At 70.2% G+C, this 15,946-nt stretch carries 14 protein-coding genes; 4 read left to right on the top strand and 10 right to left on the bottom strand.

What is annotated here, in order from left to right; genetic code table 11:
• Positions 1 to 7 precede the first annotated feature (7 nt).
• The 3 genes from J4E04_RS10480 (at position 8) to J4E04_RS10470 (ending at position 2,595) form a co-directional block, all read left to right on the top strand.
• Positions 8 to 1,273, top strand: a complete 1,266-nt coding sequence (locus tag J4E04_RS10480) for an FAD-binding domain-containing protein (protein WP_490150454.1) — start codon at positions 8 to 10, stop codon at positions 1,271 to 1,273.
• Positions 1,274 to 1,404: 131 nt separating this feature from the next.
• The gene (locus tag J4E04_RS10475) at positions 1,405 to 1,908 is read left to right on the top strand and encodes a DUF3237 domain-containing protein (RefSeq protein WP_056444756.1); all 504 of its coding nucleotides are present in this window, start codon (positions 1,405 to 1,407) and stop codon (positions 1,906 to 1,908) included.
• A 3-nt stretch (positions 1,909 to 1,911) separates the two neighbouring features.
• The gene (locus J4E04_RS10470; RefSeq protein WP_490150453.1) at positions 1,912 to 2,595 is read left to right on the top strand and encodes a TetR/AcrR family transcriptional regulator; all 684 of its coding nucleotides are present in this window, start codon (positions 1,912 to 1,914) and stop codon (positions 2,593 to 2,595) included.
• On the opposite strand, the gene J4E04_RS10465 is transcribed toward J4E04_RS10470, so the two are convergent.
• Genes J4E04_RS10465 through J4E04_RS10455 form a run of 3 tightly spaced genes read right to left on the bottom strand, consistent with a single transcriptional unit; the run spans position 2,585 to position 5,168 of the window.
• Entirely contained in the window at positions 2,585 to 3,211 is a 627-nt protein-coding gene (locus J4E04_RS10465; RefSeq protein ID WP_490150452.1) for a hypothetical protein, read from the bottom strand. The genes J4E04_RS10470 and J4E04_RS10465 overlap by 11 nt on opposite strands.
• Positions 3,212 to 3,213: 2 nt before the next feature.
• Entirely contained in the window at positions 3,214 to 4,503 is a 1,290-nt protein-coding gene (hisS, locus tag J4E04_RS10460) for a histidine--tRNA ligase (protein WP_328812961.1), read from the bottom strand.
• Positions 4,500 to 5,168 (bottom strand): MBL fold metallo-hydrolase, encoded by a 669-nt coding sequence (locus J4E04_RS10455; protein WP_490150451.1) that lies wholly within the window; start codon positions 5,166 to 5,168, stop codon positions 4,500 to 4,502. The genes hisS and J4E04_RS10455 overlap by 4 nt, the downstream gene beginning before the upstream one ends.
• 191 nt (positions 5,169 to 5,359) lie before the next feature.
• Here J4E04_RS10455 and J4E04_RS10450 point away from each other — a divergent pair, with 191 nt between their 5' ends.
• Positions 5,360 to 6,232, top strand: a complete 873-nt coding sequence (locus J4E04_RS10450; protein ID WP_027505233.1) for a peptidylprolyl isomerase — start codon at positions 5,360 to 5,362, stop codon at positions 6,230 to 6,232.
• A gap of 98 nt (positions 6,233 to 6,330) precedes the next feature.
• Here the strand turns inward: J4E04_RS10450 and J4E04_RS10445 are convergent, their stop codons facing one another.
• The 7 genes from J4E04_RS10445 to ruvB all read right to left on the bottom strand — a co-directional run bounded on the left by J4E04_RS10445 (position 6,331) and on the right by ruvB (position 15,909).
• A complete protein-coding gene (locus J4E04_RS10445; RefSeq protein WP_490150450.1) occupies positions 6,331 to 8,832 on the bottom strand; it encodes a RelA/SpoT family protein in 2,502 nt (833 codons plus the stop codon).
• A gap of 95 nt (positions 8,833 to 8,927) precedes the next feature.
• Positions 8,928 to 9,488, bottom strand: a complete 561-nt coding sequence (locus J4E04_RS10440; RefSeq protein WP_027505231.1) for an adenine phosphoribosyltransferase — start codon at positions 9,486 to 9,488, stop codon at positions 8,928 to 8,930.
• A complete protein-coding gene (locus J4E04_RS10435; protein WP_490150449.1) occupies positions 9,485 to 11,206 on the bottom strand; it encodes an ABC transporter substrate-binding protein in 1,722 nt (573 codons plus the stop codon). Before J4E04_RS10435 ends, J4E04_RS10440 begins: the two co-directional genes overlap by 4 nt.
• A gap of 1 nt (position 11,207) precedes the next feature.
• On the bottom strand, positions 11,208 to 12,422 hold the full coding sequence (gene secF / locus J4E04_RS10430; protein ID WP_490150448.1) for a protein translocase subunit SecF: 1,215 nt from the start codon (positions 12,420 to 12,422) through the stop codon (positions 11,208 to 11,210).
• A gap of 3 nt (positions 12,423 to 12,425) precedes the next feature.
• Complete coding sequence (gene secD / locus J4E04_RS10425; RefSeq protein ID WP_490150447.1) at positions 12,426 to 14,171, bottom strand: protein translocase subunit SecD; 1,746 nt, start codon at positions 14,169 to 14,171, stop codon at positions 12,426 to 12,428.
• Between the two features lie 182 nt (positions 14,172 to 14,353).
• Positions 14,354 to 14,758: a preprotein translocase subunit YajC gene (yajC, locus tag J4E04_RS10420; protein ID WP_222631004.1), complete on the bottom strand. Its 405-nt coding sequence runs from the start codon at positions 14,756 to 14,758 to the stop codon at positions 14,354 to 14,356.
• Positions 14,759 to 14,871: 113 nt separating this feature from the next.
• Positions 14,872 to 15,909, bottom strand: coding sequence for a Holliday junction branch migration DNA helicase RuvB (gene ruvB, locus J4E04_RS10415; RefSeq protein WP_056445240.1), 1,038 nt, complete (start codon positions 15,907 to 15,909; stop codon positions 14,872 to 14,874).
• Between the last annotated feature and the right edge of the window lie 37 nt (positions 15,910 to 15,946).

The following is a 15,946-nucleotide window of genomic DNA, read 5'->3' as shown; positions in this document are numbered from 1 at the left end:
GGTCGACATGGCCCTCCTCCCGTCTCCCCCGTCACCTGCTGACGGCGCCCGGTCCGACGATGTCGTCGCCTGGGTCGCCGAGCACCTCGGTGACCTCACCCTCGAAGAGCCCGAGGAGATCCGGGCGGGCGGTCTGCGCGGCGGACAGTCGGCAGCCGACGCCGCTCTCGCGAGCCTGGACATCACGGGCTACGCCCGGTCCCGCAGCACGGTGGAACCGCCGTCGCGGCGCGGGGCGAGTCGCATGTCGCCGTACATCCGGCACGGCCTGCTCACGCTGAGCGAGGTGTGGGACGCGGTGGCGGACGCGCCGACCCGGGACCGGTCTCGTTACCGCGACGAGTTGCTGTGGCAGGAGTACGCCCGCCACCTGTACGCACGGGTGGGCTCGCGCCTGGGGGCGTCACTCACGCGCGAGCAGCCCCGTCCGACCGTCTCGGCGCACGACACCTGGTCCGACGATCCGTGGCCGGCCCGGATGCGCTGCATGGAGTCCGTCGTCGACGAGCTGCACGAGGACGGGTGGCTGGTGAACCAGACGCGCATGTGGCTGGCGTCGCAGTGGGCCGTGCGGGCCGGCGCGACATGGCGGGACGGCGAGGACGAGATGTTCACCCATCTCCTCGACGGCTCGAGGGCGGCCAACCGACTCGGCTGGCAGTGGACCGTCGGTACCGGCAGCGGCAAGGTCTACGGGTTCAGTCGTTGGCAGGTGGAGAAACGCGCACCCAGCCTGTGCCGATCGTGCGCGCTGTCGTCAGCGTGTCCCATTCAGGACTGGCCGACGGCCGCTCTCGGCCCGTCGGTCGACGGACCGAGCCTGGCCACCGGCGACACCCCGGCCGGCCCCGCGGACACCGTGGGTGAGGACGGCGACGAGGTGTGGCTGACGGCGGAGTCGCTCGGCAGCGCGGATCCGGCCCTCGCGGCCGACGACGCCCGCCCCGCGGTGTTCGTGTTCGACGAGCCGCTGCTCCGACGGTTGCGATTGTCCGGCAAGCGACTGGTCTTCCTCGCCGAGACACTCGGCGAGCTCGCCGCCGTCCGGCCTCTCGAGGTACGGCGCGGACGGGTCACCGAGGAGCTCGCCGGACGGCGCCTCGCCGCGACCCACGCCCCGGTACCGGGGTGGGCACGCATCGCGGCCGCCCTCGATCCGGTGGAGGTGCACCCGTGGCCGTGGTTGGTGCGTCCGACCCGATCGTCGGTGCGGTCGTTCAGCGCGTGGCGCCGGGCGTCGGAGCGGGGAGGCCGGAGGCCGGCCGGGAAGTAGGCGGGGAGGGCGGAGCCCGGCCGGGAAGTAGGCGGGGAGGGCGGAGGCCGGCCGGGAAGTAGGCGGGGAGGCCGGAGGCCGGCCGGAAAGTCGGCAGGAGGGCACCAGGTGGATCGGATACGGTCGAGCGCGTGACCGAACCCACGGACCCGTCCGCGTCGATCGAACCGACCGCTCCCACGCTCGAGCCGCTGCTGCGCATCGTGTTGCGCACCGCGGATCCGGTGCAGCTCGGCGACACTCCCGTCGGCGCGGAGTCCGTGGCACCCGTCGTGGGTGGTGTGCTGAGTGGGCCCGGGGTCGAGGCCGTCGTCCGCGCCGTCGGTGCCGAGCACGCCCACGTACGAGCGGACGGATCGACCACGTATTCCACCGACCTGTTGGCCGACGTCGAGTCGGACGACCCGGGCGCCGTGATGCGGTTGACGCTGAACTCCGTCCGTTTCGGATCGGCCGAGGTCGTCGAGGCCCTCGATCGCGGGGAGGACGTGGAGTCCGCGCTCTACTACTTCCGCGGCACCCTCACGGTGTCCACGTCGATCCGGACGCTCGCCTACCTGAACAGGGCCGTGATCGTCACCTCCGGCTCGCGTCAGGGCACCCAGTCCGTGGTCGACGCGTTCCTGGTCACGTAGTCGATGACCACCACCGGTGCCGGGCGTCCCCGGCTCACCACCCGTAAGCGACCGGGAGCCACGGCGCGGGAGGAAATCCTCGACGCGGCGGCGGAGCTGTTCACGACGCGGGGTGTCACCAGCACCTCCACCCGCATGATCGCCGACGCGGTCGGGGTCCGGCAGGCGTCGCTGTACCACCACTTCGCCACCAAGGACGACATGCTCGCGGCGCTGCTGGTGGGGACCGTCGACGCACCCCTGGCCTGTGCGCAGGCGCTGTGTGACGCCGCGGCCGACGCTCCGAGCGCGCTGTATGCCCTGGTGTGGTTCGACGCGGACCAGCTCATGACCTCGCGATGGAACCTCGGCGCCCTGTACCTCGTCCCCGAACTGCGCAGCGTACGGTTCGAACAGTTCCGCACTCGTCGCTCCGACCTCATGGCGCTCTACGCCTCGCTGTCGCGGGACGCTCTCGTCGACATCGGCACGCTGGTGGTCTCCGAGGAACTCACACACCTCCCGTTCCGCATCGTCGAATCGGTGATCAGCGCCCGGTCCGATGCGGAATCGACGCGACACTCCCTCGCGACGCCCGACACGATCGCCGACGCCGCGGTGCGCGTGCTGGGGTGGACGGGCTCGACGGCGTCGCTGCGTGACACGGCCACGACACTGCTCGACGCCGCTCGGCCGATCAGTCGGTGAGAGCCGCGACCTCGGCGTCGGTGAGCACGGTCGCCGGGGCTCGCCCGGACGTGCGGACCACGTCGATCGCCCGATAGAGCGGGCGCTCCGACAGCCCGGCCTCGCGGGCCTCGGCGCGAAGCTGGGTCACCAGTACCGACGACAGCGCCAGAGCCGACGCGAGCGGGGAGGAGTCCAGTCCGTCCGCCACCGCGCGCAGCGCGATCGGCTGCAGTTCGCGACCGCCGTCGGTCGTGTACATCGCCACGCCGACCGTGACGTCGCCGGACGAGTCGCCGACACGGATCAGCACCTGGCTGACGCGCGCGACCCGCACGAGGACCTCGACCTTCGTCGCGTCCGACAGGTTGACCCGTCGCACGCGGAACGACCCGCGCCGGCTCACCACACCGTGATCGATCCACACGCGTCTGCGGCCGCCCGACACGACGGCGAACCCTGCCGTGGCGACGAGCGCAGCTCCCAGAGCGACACCGACGTACGGCGAGATCAACAGTCCGGCGACGACACCGAGCACGGCACCGACCACGGCGAACACCGCACCGGCGACGCGGAGCCGCGGAACGATGAGCTCCGGCGGCACCAGATCGAGCGCCACCAGCCCTCTGTCGGCCATGGTCAGCTCACTGGCGACAGCGTGGCACACACGCGAGCGGTGGCCTCGGACAACGGGATCGACGACTGCTCGCCGGTCGCCAGGTCCTTCAGGCCGATCTCTCCGGCCTCGAGATCGCGATCACCGAGCACCAGCGCGAGGCGGGCACCGGAACGGTCGGCACCTTTCATGGCGCCCTTCATTCCGCGGTCGCCGTAGGAGAGGTCCACGCGGACGCCGGCGGCCCGAAGTTCCCGGGCGATCACCGCGAGACGCAGCTTGGCCTCCGGACCCATGGGCACGCCGTACACCTCGCACCGGGCCGTCGACGCGGGCGCGACGCCCTCGGCCGCGAGAGCGAGCACCGTGCGGTCCACGCCGAGACCGAAACCGATGCCCGACAGGGGCTGCCCGCCGAGCTGCGCCATGAGGCCGTCGTACCGTCCACCGCCGCCGATGCCGGACTGCGCACCGAGACCGTCGTGGACGAACTCGAAGGTGGTCTTCGTGTAGTAGTCGAGACCGCGCACCATGCGCGGATTGACCACGTACGGCACGCCCATCGCGTCGAGATGGGCGCGGACGGTGTCGAAGTGGACGCGAGCCGACTCCGACAGGTGGTCCATCATCAACGGTGCGTCGGCCGTCATCTCACGGACGTGCGGTCGCTTGTCGTCCAGGACGCGGAGCGGATTGATCTCGGCGCGGCGACGCGTGTCCTCGTCCAGCTCGAGACCGAACAGGAAGTCCTGCAACAGCTCCCGGTACTGCGGGCGGCAGGTCTCGTCACCGAGCGAGGTGAGCTCGAGCCGGAAACCGGTGAGACCGACGCTCCGGAACCCACTGTCGGCCACGGCGATGACCTCGGCGTCGAGCGCAGGATCGTCGACCCCGATGGCCTCGACGCCGACCTGCTGCAGCTGCCGGTACCGACCGGCCTGGGGGCGCTCGTAGCGGAAGAACGGGCCGGAGTAGCTGACCTTCACCGGGAGCGCTCCGCGGTCGAGACTGTGCTCGATGACCGCGCGCATCACGCCGGCGGTGCCCTCGGGTCGCAGCGTGACACTGCGGTCACCCTTGTCGGCGAAGGTGTACATCTCCTTGCTCACCACGTCGGTGGACTCACCCACGCCGCGTGCGAACAGCGCCGTGTCCTCGAAGATGGGGAGCTCGATGTGGCCGTAGCCCGCGGCCCGGGCAGCGGCGGTGAGACCGTCGCGCACGGCGACGAAGGTCGCGGAGTCGGGTGGCAGGTAGTCCGGGACGCCCTTGGGGGCGGCGAACGGCTGGATGCGCTGTGTGTCGCCGGTCATCGCACACCACCGAGTCCCACGAGGAACGGGTTGCTGCCGCGTTCCGCGCCGATGCTGGTGGACTCGCCGTGTCCGGGCAACACGGCGGTCTCGTCGTCGAGGCACAGCAGGTGCTCGGCGATCGAGGCGAGCAACTGCTCGTGATCGCCGCCGGGCAGATCGGAGCGGCCGATCGATCCCGCGAAGAGCGTGTCCCCCGAGAAGATCACCTGCTGCTCGCCCCCGTCGAGACGGAAGACGACGGAGCCACGGGTGTGACCGGGCGTGTGCGCGACGGTGATACCGAGTCCGGCCACGTCGAGAACGTCGCCGTGCGCCAGTTCCACCACCGTCGCGGGCTCCTCGAAGGTGGAGTGCGCGATCAGCGGCGCCAGGACCGGGCCGATACCGGACGCCGGATCGGTGAGCATGTGGCGGTCGTCGGGATGCACGTACAGGGGAATGTCGAAGCGCGCGCACACCGGCGTCGCGTCCCACATGTGATCGAGGTGGCCGTGGGTGAGGAGCACTGCGATGGGCGTCAGGCCCGCGTCGTCGAGGAACGAGTAGAGCGGCGCCGCGGCGTCCTGGCCGGGATCGACGACGATGCAGTCCGTCCCCTCGTCCCGACTGACGACGTAGCAGTTCGTCTGGAACATGCCGGCGGGGAATCCGGTGACACGCACAGTGAAGGACTCCTCATGCTTTGCGGTGCAGCGATCCGCGATCGGACGAATGCCACCAGCGTAGGCGGTGCGGCCGGGCGCCCCGGAACGTGGGGCAGGCACCTCGGCCGTCCACCGGGTCAGGTGCCTCTCAGGGAAGCCTGGCACACTTCTGCTGCTCACCCGCTCCAGCGAGAAGAGGAACGCCAACCGTGCCGACGAACGAACAACGACGTGACGCTGCCAAGCGCAAGCTCGAACGCCAGCTCGAGAACCGTGCCGCTCGGGCGCGACGACGCAAGCAGGCGACCATCGCCGCCGCCGTCATCGGACTGGTCGTCGTCATCGGCGGCGTCGCTGTCGCCATCGGTGTGACACGCGGCGACGACGACACCGCCGTCGAGGCCTCCGACTCCCCCACCAGCGAGAACGCGACCCCGGAGGGCATGCTGCCCGCCGGCCGCTCGGAACCGCTGCCCGAGACCGTGAGCTGCTCCTACCCTGCGGGCGGCACTGCCGCGAAGCCTGCGAACGCTCCGCAGACCGAGAACGTGCCCACCACGGACGACAACGTCAGCGTCAGCATGGACACCTCGCAGGGCCCGATCGGCCTGTCTCTCGACGCCACGAAGGCGCCCTGCACCGTGAACAGCTTCGCCTCGCTGGCCGGGCAGAACTATTACGACGCCACTCCCTGCCACCGTCTGACCACGGCCGACAGCCTGAAGGTCCTGCAGTGCGGTGACCCGACCGGCGCCGGAACGGGCGGCCCGGGCTACCAGTACGCCAACGAGTTCCCCACGGATCAGTACGCCGACGATCCGGCCGCGTTGCAGTCGCCCGTCCTGTACCCCCGCGGAACCATCGCGATGGCGAACGCCGGCGCCGACACCAACGGCAGCCAGTTCTTCCTCGTGTTCGGCGATTCGCAGCTGCCCCCGAACTACACGGTGTTCGGCACGATCGACGAGACCGGCCTCGCGACGCTCGACAAGATCGCTGCAGCCGGCGTCGAGGGTGGCGCGCAGGACGGTGCGCCGGCTCTCGCGACCACCCTGAACACGGTGCGGCTCGACCTGGCCTGACGGCTCACCCCGCACACTCCCGCGAGTACGCCGACAGTGTCGTGATTCCGGACGGGATCACGACACGTCGGACGTACTCGCCGGGGGTGTGTCGAGCTCTAGGCCGCCGAGGTCAGGCGGTACACGTCGTACACGCCCTCGACGTTGCGCACCACGTTGAGCACGTGGCCCAGATGCTTGGGATCACCCATCTCGAAGGTGAACTTCGAGATGGCGACCCGATCGCCCGAGGTGGTCACCGACGCCGACAGGATGTTGACCTTCTCGTCGGCCAGCGCCTTCGTGACGTCGGAGAGCAGACGGTGGCGATCGAGTGCCTCGATCTGGATCGCGACGAGGAACACCGACGACGGCGACGGGGCCCACTCGACCTCGATCAGCCGCTCCGACTGCGTCTGCAGCGACCCGGCGTTGGTGCAATCGGTGCGGTGCACGCTCACCGAGCCACCGCGGGTGACGAAGCCCATGATGTCGTCTCCCGGCACCGGGGTGCAGCACTTCGCCAGCTTGGCGACGACGCCGTCCGCACCCGACACCATGACCCCTGCGTCGCCGACGCGGCGCGGACGGGTGGGAATGGTGGACGGGGTGGACCGCTCGGCCAGTTCCTCCTCGACATCGCCGACACCGCCGAGGTGAGCGACGAGACGCTGCACGACGTGCTGCGCCGAGACGTGGTTCTCCCCCACCGCGGTGTAGAGAGCCGAGACGTCGACATACCGCAGCTCGTGCGCGATGGCCGACATGGACTCGCCGTTCATCAAGCGCTGCAACGGAAGTCCCCCGCGCCGCACCTCCTTGGCGATGGCGTCCTTGCCGGCCTCGAGCGCTTCCTCGCGACGTTCCTTGGCGAACCACTGGCGGATCTTGGTCTTCGCACGCGGCGACGCGACGAAGGTGGCCCAGTCGCGGCTCGGTCCGGCTGTCGGGGCCTTCGAGGTGAAGACCTCGACCACCTCGCCGTTGTCGAGCTGACGCTCCAGTGCGACGAGGCGCCCGTTGACGCGGGCACCGATGCACCGATGCCCCACCTCGGTGTGCACGGCGTAGGCGAAGTCCACGGGACACGATCCGGCGGGCAGGGTCACCACGTCGCCCTTGGGGGTGAAGACGAAGATCTCCTTGACCGCGAGGTCGTACCGCAGCGACTCGAGGAACTCCCCCGGGTCCGCGGCCTCCCGCTGCCAGTCGAGCAGCTGGCGCATCCACGCCATGTCGTCGAGCTCCGTGGCGTCACCGGAGTGACGGCCCTTCGTCTCCTTGTATCGCCAGTGCGCGGCGATGCCGAACTCGGCGGTGCGATGCATGTCGCGGGTGCGGATCTGCACCTCGAGAGGCTTGCCCTCGGGACCGACGACCGTGGTGTGCAGCGACTGGTAGACCCCGTAGCGCGGCTGCGCGATGTAGTCCTTGAACCGTCCGGCCATCGGCTGCCACAGCGAGTGGACCACGCCGACGGCGGCGTAGCAGTCCCGGATCTCGTCGCACAGGATGCGCACGCCGACCAGATCGTGGATGTCGTCGAAGTCGCGGCCCTTGACGATCATCTTCTGGTAGATCGACCAGTAGTGCTTGGGCCGACCCTCGACCACGGCACTGATGCGGGAGGCCGACAGGGTCGCGTTGATCTCGGCGCGCACCTTGGCGAGATAGGTGTCGCGTGACGGGGCCCGGTCGGCGACGAGGCGCACGATCTCGTCGTACTTCTTGGGGTGCAGGATCGCGAACGCGAGGTCCTCGAGCTCCCACTTGACCGTCGCCATGCCGAGGCGGTGCGCGAGCGGTGCGATGACCTCGAGGGTCTCCTTCGCCTTGCGCGCCTGCTTCTCCGGCGGCAGGAAGCGCATCGTGCGCATGTTGTGCAGCCGGTCGGCCACCTTGATGACCAGCACCCGCGGATCCCGCGCCATCGCGATGATCATCTTGCGGATGGTCTCGCCCTCGGCGGCGGTGCCGAGCGCGACCTTGTCGAGCTTCGTCACGCCGTCGACGAGATGGGCGACCTCGTCGCCGAACTCGGTGCGCAGCTGGTCCAGCGAGTAGCCGGTGTCCTCGACGGTGTCGTGCAGCAGCGCCGCGACGAGCGTCGTGGTGTCCATTCCCAGCTCGGCCAGGATGTTGGCGACCGCGAGCGGGTGCGTGATGTACGGGTCACCCGACTTGCGCATCTGCGAGGCGTGCCGCTCGTCGGCCACGTCGTACGCGCGTTGCAGCAGACCGAGATCCGCCTTCGGGTACATCGACCGGTGGGTGCCGGCCAACGGCTCGAGCACCGGCTTGACCGCGGTGTTGCGCTGCGCGGTGATGCGGCGGGCCAGCCGCGCACGAACGCGCCGGGACGCGGACGACGGCGCAGTGGGGGTGGCGGAGGAGGGTGCCGGATCGGGCACGGGCTCCGCGGCGGGTGCGACCGGCTCCGGTGTCAGGGCATCGGTGCGCGCTGTCGGATCGGCAGGCTCCACCCTGGAGGGCACGGGCTCCGTCGCGGCCTCGTCAGCAGCAGCGTCGGCAGGCAGGACGGCGTCGGACGACAGGGACTCCCCCGCGGCAGGCGGCACTGCTGCGGACTCCTCGGCGGTACGACCGATGTATCGCGTCATGATCGACACCTCCTCAGCTGCTCGAGAGACCCGACTCTATCCGCCGTCACCGGAGCGCACAGCGCACGCCCTCACATCTTCTCTAGGTCGGATGCTCAGACGACGCCCAGTGTCGTGAGCGGTCCATGCTTCCAACGCTCGCGGCCGCCCAGAACTTCCACCTCGAGAACGACGGCGGCACCCACCACGATCGCTCCGCACCGCGTCAACAGTTCGGCGGCGGCCTCGAGTGTGCCGCCGGTCGCGAGCACGTCGTCGACGACGAGTACGCGGCGCCCCTCGAGCGCGATGCCCTCGGCGGAGATCTCGAGCTCCGCTGTGCCGTACTCGAGTTCGTACGACTGCCGGTGCACCGGCGGGGGCAACTTCCCCGCCTTGCGGACGGCGATCACCCCGGTGTTCAACGCCAGCGCGACGCCGGCACCGAGCAGGAAGCCGCGCGCGTCGATACCGGCCACGACGTCGGCGTCACGGCCCGCCTCGGCGAGCGAGTCCACCACGGTGCGCAGCCCCTCCGCGTCGGCGAACACGGGCGTGAGGTCGGCGAAGCGCACTCCCGGCGTGGGGAAGTCGTCGGCCCAGCGCGTCAACCGGGCGACGACGTCCGATCCACCGGGTGCGCTCGTGGTGGGGCTGCTCGATCCGGGTGTACTCATCCGACGAGTATCCACTTGTCCATGTTCCAGCCCGCACCCGCGACCGTCGGGTTCGACTCCACACCACGCATTCCGGACGCCACCGCGGTGACGCGCGGCGCGTTGTAGAGCGGGAGGGTGGGCATGTCGGTCCACAGGATGTTCTCCGCCTCGACCGCCGCGGAGAGCACGGTGGCGTCGGACTGGTCGACGGCCAGGCGATCGATCAGCTCGTCGAGGCGCCCGTTGGCGTAGCCGCCGACGTTGACGCCCTGTCCGCCGCGCAGGGCGAAGCGACCGGGATCCGCGGAGGACGTGCCCGACGCTCCCGCCTGTCCGGCGGTGGAGGCCAGGACGGCGTCCACTTCCCCGGCGCGCAGAGCGAGCGGCGAGAAGGTCGGCGACGACGCGTCCACGATCTCGATGCCGAGAGGTGCGCAGGACGATGCGATGGCGGCGACGACGGCCGCGCGGCGCTCGTCGGGCCCCAGGTAGCCCACGCGGACGACGGGGTCGGTCAGACCCGCTTCGGCGAGACCCGCGGTCACCCCGGCGACGTCCGCGGTGCGGTACCGCTCCGCCGCGGTGGCCGCCACCGAGCGGTAGGGCAGCGTCGCGGGAAGGGTGGTCCGGCTGTCGACGATGCCGGACCCGCGGCCGGTCTCCGCCTCGTATCCGGGGTGGCCGTGCTGCGCGTACAGCTCGCCGCGGGGAACGCATGCAGCGAAGGCGCGGCGTGCGGCCGGGTCGACGAAGACACCGGACGTGGCCATGGTCAACTGCTCGACGCCGAAGGACGGCTGAGCCGTCGACGTGAAGCCGTCGGGAGTCGCCGTGCCGCCGTCGGCGTCGACGACCTCGATGTCGCCCGATGCCGCCTTGGCCGCGATGTCGGCGCCCTTGGGCCACACGACGACACGATCCGTGGCGGCGGGAACACCCCACCACCGTTCGTTGGGAACGAGCGCGAGACCGTTCTCGACCGAGTACGACTCGATGCGGAAGGGCCCGGACGACACGAAGACCGCCGGGTCGACGGTTCCGACGTCCTCCCCCTCCGCCGGGGTGAGGTTCCATCCGGTGTTCCAGACGTCCGCGATGCGCTGCAGTGCGTCCTGGTCACCGCCGGCGAGGGTGCTCACCACGTCCGGCACGCCGGCGATGCGGGCCGCGACGTGTGCGGGCATCATCGTCCCGGCGCCGAAGAGGGACTGCCACTCGACGTACCCGCGTCCCGAGCGGAACGTCACGGTCGCGACCTTGTCCGCGGGAGCGCAGTCGATGCGTTCGATGTCGGTGTAACCGGCGGTGGACGCGGCGTCGAAGAGCGGCGCTCCGTCCGCGGCTGTCCGGCCGCTGCGTGCGGCCCACGCCAGCACGAGGTCGTCGCACGTCATCTGCACACCGTCGGACCACACGGCGGGCGCGGCGAGCGTGTAGGTGACCACCTGCTGCTCGCCGGGTACCTCCACGGCCGTCCCGATGTCGGTGTCGCTCACGGCACCGCCGCTCGGGGCGGTGAGCGCGAATCCGGGCAGCACTCGCGAGAAGGCCTGCGGCGCAGCCGAGACCGATCCGGCGACGGTTCCGCCGTTGTAGGTGGTGACGGTGTTGTCGACGGCGTAGCCGATGGACGGGATGCGGGTGTCCTCGTCGCCGCACGCCACGAGTGTCGTGGCCGTGATCGCGGCGAGCGCCGCGACGGCGACGCCTGTCCTGACCCCTGACGACGCACGCATGTCAGCTCCTCCGCTTGCCGCGCTTACCCGTCGGGCGTGCGCCTGCGCGGGGCGCCGCGGCCGCAGCGCGTGCGGTCTTGGCCGGAGCACCCGTTGCCGTTGCCGTTGCCGTGGCGGTCGCCGTGCCCGTGGCGCCGGCCGGAACCGCGCTCTCGGCGCGCGGACGCGTGGTGCCCTCGCGCTTCGCGAGCACCTTCTTCGTGTGCGCCGCGACCGGGCCCCATCGTTCCTTCAGCGTGACCACCAGCGGGGTCGCGAAGAAGATCGACGAGTAGGCGCCGATGACGATGCCGACGAGCTGGACCAGTGCGAGATCCTTCAACGTCCCCACACCCAGCAACCAGACCGCGATGACGATGAGGGCGATGACAGGGAGCACGCTGATGACGGTGGTGTTGATCGAGCGCATCAGCGTCTGGTTCACCGCGAGGTTGGCCTGCTCGGCATAGGTGCGCCTGTTGAGGTGCAGGATGCCGCGGGTGTTCTCCTCGACCTTGTCGAACACCACCACGGAGTCGTACAGCGAGAAGCCCAGAATGGTCAGCAGTCCGATGACGGTCGCCGGAGTGACCTCGAACCCGACCAGCGAGTAGACACCCGCCGTGACGAGGATGTCGAAGAACAGGGCCGCGATACCGGCGAGCGCCATGTCCCGCTCGTACCGGACGGCGATGTAGATGCTGACGATCACCAGGAACACCACGAGCGCGATCAGCGCCTTGTCGGTGATCTGGGAACCCCAGGTCTCACTGACATCGGTGAAAGAGACCGCATCGCGCGTGGTCTCACCCTCCGCGTTGGCGGGCTGGAACGCGTCGAACAGGGCCGTCTGCAGCGCGGACGCCTGCCCCTGGTCCAGCGACTCGGAGCGGATCTGCACGGTGGCGCCGGATCCGGTGCCCACGGTCTGGACGGCGACGGCGTCCTGACCGAGGGTGTCGGTGTAGATCTCCTCGACCTGCGCGGTGTCGACGCCCTGCGGAGCCGGGAACTGCACGCGCGTGCCGCCCTCGAAATCGATACCGAGCGTGAAGCCGCGGACCGCGATCGACAGCAACGACACCAGCACGAAGGCCGCGGTGACGCCGTACCAGAGGCGACGGCGTCCGATGATGTCGAACGCGCCGGTGCCCGTGTAGAGCCGCGACAGGAGTCCGCGACCGGCCTCGGGTGCGTCGGGAACGGTGTCCTCGGTGGTGGTGGTCGTCTCGGCCACGGGTCAGGCCTCCTTGCTCGGGCCGGCTGCCGCGGTAGCAGCATCGCGGGTGGTCTTGGCGGCGGCAGCGCGTTTGCGCGCGCGGGCGATCTCCTGGACCGCACCGAGACCGTTGATCGACGGCTTGGACCAGAACTCGGACCGCGAGGCGAGATTGACCAGTGGCCACGTCACGAGGATCACGATGACGATGTCCAGCAGGGTCGACAGGCCGAGCGTGAACGCGAAGCCGCGCACCTGACCGACGGCGAGCACGTACAGCACCGCCGCCGCGATGAAGCTCACCGCGTTGCCGGACAGGATGGTGCGCCGCGCACGGGCCCAACCACGCGGAACCGCCGAGCGGAAGCTGCGGCCCTCGCGTATCTCGTCCTTGATGCGCTCGAAGAACACCACGAACGAGTCGGCGGTCATACCGATACCGATGATCAGACCGGCGATGCCGGCGAGATCGAGCGTGAACGAGATCCATCGACCGAGCAGGACGAGGATCCCGTAGATGGCGACCAGCGACAGCACCAGCGACAGCGCCGTGAGGATGCCGAGCATGCGGTAGTAGAGGAGGCAGTAGATGAGGACGAACACGAGACCGATGACGCCGGCGATCAGGCCTGCCTCGAGCGACGCGAGTCCCAGCGTCGCCGACACTGTCTCCGCCTCGGAGGCGGCGAAGGACAACGGCAACGATCCGTACTTCAGCGTGTTGGCGAGCTCGCGGGCACTGTCGGCGGTGAAATTGCCGGTGATCTGCGTGGCGCTGCCCGCGGGGGTCGCGCCCTGGATGACCGGTGCGCTGACGACCTTGGAGTCGAGGGTGAACGCGGCCTGCTTGCCGATGTTCGCCGACGTGAACTGAGCCCAGGTGTTGCCACCCTCGGTGGTGAAGCTGAGGGAGACGACGTTGCGGGACTGCTGGGTGTCGAACTGCGAGCTGGCGTCGGCGATCTGCTGTCCGTCGATGATCGACGGCTCGAGGATGTAGACCGCGGTGCCGTCCGTGGAGCAGGCGACGAGCGGCAGGGCCGGATCGTCGTTGCCCTGCAGGGGGTCGGGCGCGGAGCAGTCGATCGTGGCCATGGCCTGCTGCTGCACTGTCGGGTCGGTGCTCTGCCGCTGCGCCTTCGCCTCGGCGATCGCGTCGGCGGTCTCGTCCGCCGACGACGCGGGCGGGGCGGCACCGGGCTCGGAGGCGGAGGTGTCGGACGGCGCGGGTGTCTCGGACGGGGCGGGGGTGTCCGTGGGGTCCTGCGCCGGGAAGGGCCGGTTCTGCGGCGCCGGTGTCGCCGGAGCCGTGGTGGCCGCAGGGTCGGCAGCCGCGGGGTCGGCAGCGGGGTCGGTCGCCGCGGGAGCGGGAGTGCCCGCCGGAGTGGGGGCCTGGGACGTCAGCACCGGGCGGATGTAGAGCCGGGCCGTCTGACCGAGTGTGCGGGCCTGCGAGCTGTCGTCGCCGGGAACCGTGATGACCAGGTTCTGACCGTCGACGACCACCTCCGAGCCGGAGACACCGAGACCGTTGACGCGGGTCTCGATGATCTGCTGCGCCTGACGCAGGCTCTCCTGGCTCGGGGCGCTGCCGTCGGGCGTGCGCGCGGTGAGCGTGACGCGTGTTCCACCCTGCAGGTCGATGCCCAGCTTGGGAGTCGGGGACTTGTCACCGGTGAAAAAGACCAGGACGTACACGAGGGCGATGAAGACGCCGAACACGGCGAGATACCGCACCGGATACGAGGATCCGCTGGATGGGGCCACGGTGAGTGCTTCTCCTGAGTGAGACGGACCGGCTGGAGGAGACGGACCTGCTGCTGGTCGGACGGGGGTGGAGCGCGGCGGCGGCGGGCGTCACGGACGGCCGGAGCCTGACCGACCGTACCCTCTCCACAACGACGCACCGCCCCCGAGGACGACCTCGGGGGCGGTGTATCCGCTTTGTCTCACTCCTTGGTGAGTCGTGCCTGCGATCGGCCGTCGTCCGCGCCGCCGAGGCCGTTCTCCAGGCTGTCGACGCGCGATCCGGCGTCGCTGTGGTCCTCGAAGTCGCTGGTCGGACCGGAGTTCTCCGCACCTGACTCGTCCAGCTCGTCCTCGTCGGGCAGCACGTCGCGCACGACGGCACGCGACCAGGTGGTGATGATGCCGGGAGCGATCTCCAGGTCGACGGTGGTCTCGGTGAGTCCGTCGACGAGACCGTGCAGACCGGACGTGGTCAGGACGCGATCACCGATGGACAGCGCTTCCTGCAGCTCGACCGTCTTGGCCACCTCACGCTTCTGGCGGCGGATGCCGAGAAACATGGGCACGAGCAGGGCGAGAACGAGAAGCGGAAACAGCAGTTCCATCAGAAACGTCAATCCTTAGATCTTGGGACTCGGAACCTTCAGTGTGCCACGTTCGGTCGGGCGATCGGGCGTGTCGACCGCCTGAAACGCCGGAATCGTCCGGATCCACCGGCTCAGGTCTCGTCGAAGAGCGTGCGTTGCGGCTCGTTCGTCCGCACCGAGATGCCGCCGACCGCGAGATCCGGCGGGGGTGTGAGACCCATCCGTTCCCACGCGGCGGCCGTGGCCACCCGACCGCGCGGCGTCCGCGCGATCATGCCCGCGCGGACGAGGTAGGGCTCGCACACCTCCTCCACGGTGGCCGGTTCCTCCCCGACCGCGACCGCGAGCGTCGAGACCCCCACGGGCCCGCCGCCGAAGCTGCGGACGAGTGCGCCGAGCACAGCCCGGTCGAGGCGATCGAGGCCGAGCTCGTCCACGTCGTAGACCTCGAGCGCCGCCCGGGCGACCTCGAGTGTCACGCGGCCGTCGGCACGCACCTCGGCGTAGTCCCGCACCCGGCGCAGCAGGCGGTTGGCGATGCGGGGTGTGCCGCGCGATCGTCCCGCGATCTCCGCGGCGGCATCCGCCTCGATGCGCACTCCGAGGATTCCCGCCGACCGCGTCAGGATGCGCTGCAGTTCGCGGGGGTCGTAGAAGTCCATGTGCGCGGTGAAGCCGAAGCGGTCGCGCAACGGGCCGGTGAGGGCGCCGGACCGGGTGGTGGCACCGACGAGCGTGAAGGGTGCGACGTCGAGCGGAATCGAGGTGGCGCCCGGCCCCTTACCGACGACCACGTCGACGCGGAAGTCCTCCATCGCCAGGTACAGCATCTCCTCGGCCGGCCGCGCGATGCGGTGGATCTCGTCGATGAACAGCACGTCACCCTCGACGAGGTTGCTCAGCATCGCCGCGAGGTCTCCCGCTCGTTCGAGGGCCGGCCCGGACGTCAGGCGCAGCGCCGAGTTCAGCTCCCCCGCGATGATCATCGCCATGCTGGTCTTGCCGAGTCCGGGCGGACCGGACAGCAGGATGTGGTCCGGTGTTCCGCCGCGTTGCGTCGCGCCCTGCAGGACGAGCTGCAGTTGCTCCCGCACGCGGGGCTGACCGATGAAGTCGTCGAGCGACTTCGGCCGCAGACTCGCATCGAGATCGCCGTCGTCCGGCACCATCTCGGCGGTGACCAGTGAGTCGTCGGTGCCGTCCGGG

This window comes from Rhodococcus sp. NFXS4 (assembly GCF_058139645.1).
Note: the sequence above shows the minus strand (reverse complement) of the source record. Positions and strands in the feature narration are given on the sequence as shown.

Bases quoted from the DNA above. Each gene is read 5' to 3' on its own strand.
- J4E04_RS10470 (WP_490150453.1), top strand. From the start codon at position 1,912: ATGACCACCACCGGTGCCGGGCGTCCCCGGCTCACCACCCGTAAGCGA.
- J4E04_RS10435 (WP_490150449.1), bottom strand. From the start codon at position 11,206: ATGCGTGCGTCGTCAGGGGTCAGGACAGGCGTCGCCGTCGCGGCGCTC.
- yajC (WP_222631004.1), bottom strand. From the start codon at position 14,758: ATGGAACTGCTGTTTCCGCTTCTCGTTCTCGCCCTGCTCGTGCCCATG.
- J4E04_RS10440 (WP_027505231.1), bottom strand. From the start codon at position 9,488: ATGAGTACACCCGGATCGAGCAGCCCCACCACGAGCGCACCCGGTGGA.
- J4E04_RS10445 (WP_490150450.1), bottom strand. From the start codon at position 8,832: ATGACGCGATACATCGGTCGTACCGCCGAGGAGTCCGCAGCAGTGCCG.
- ruvB (WP_056445240.1), bottom strand. From the start codon at position 15,909: ATGGTGCCGGACGACGGCGATCTCGATGCGAGTCTGCGGCCGAAGTCG.
- J4E04_RS10465 (WP_490150452.1), bottom strand. From the start codon at position 3,211: ATGGCCGACAGAGGGCTGGTGGCGCTCGATCTGGTGCCGCCGGAGCTC.
- J4E04_RS10480 (WP_490150454.1), top strand. From the start codon at position 8: ATGGCCCTCCTCCCGTCTCCCCCGTCACCTGCTGACGGCGCCCGGTCC.
- hisS (WP_328812961.1), bottom strand. From the start codon at position 4,503: ATGACCGGCGACACACAGCGCATCCAGCCGTTCGCCGCCCCCAAGGGC.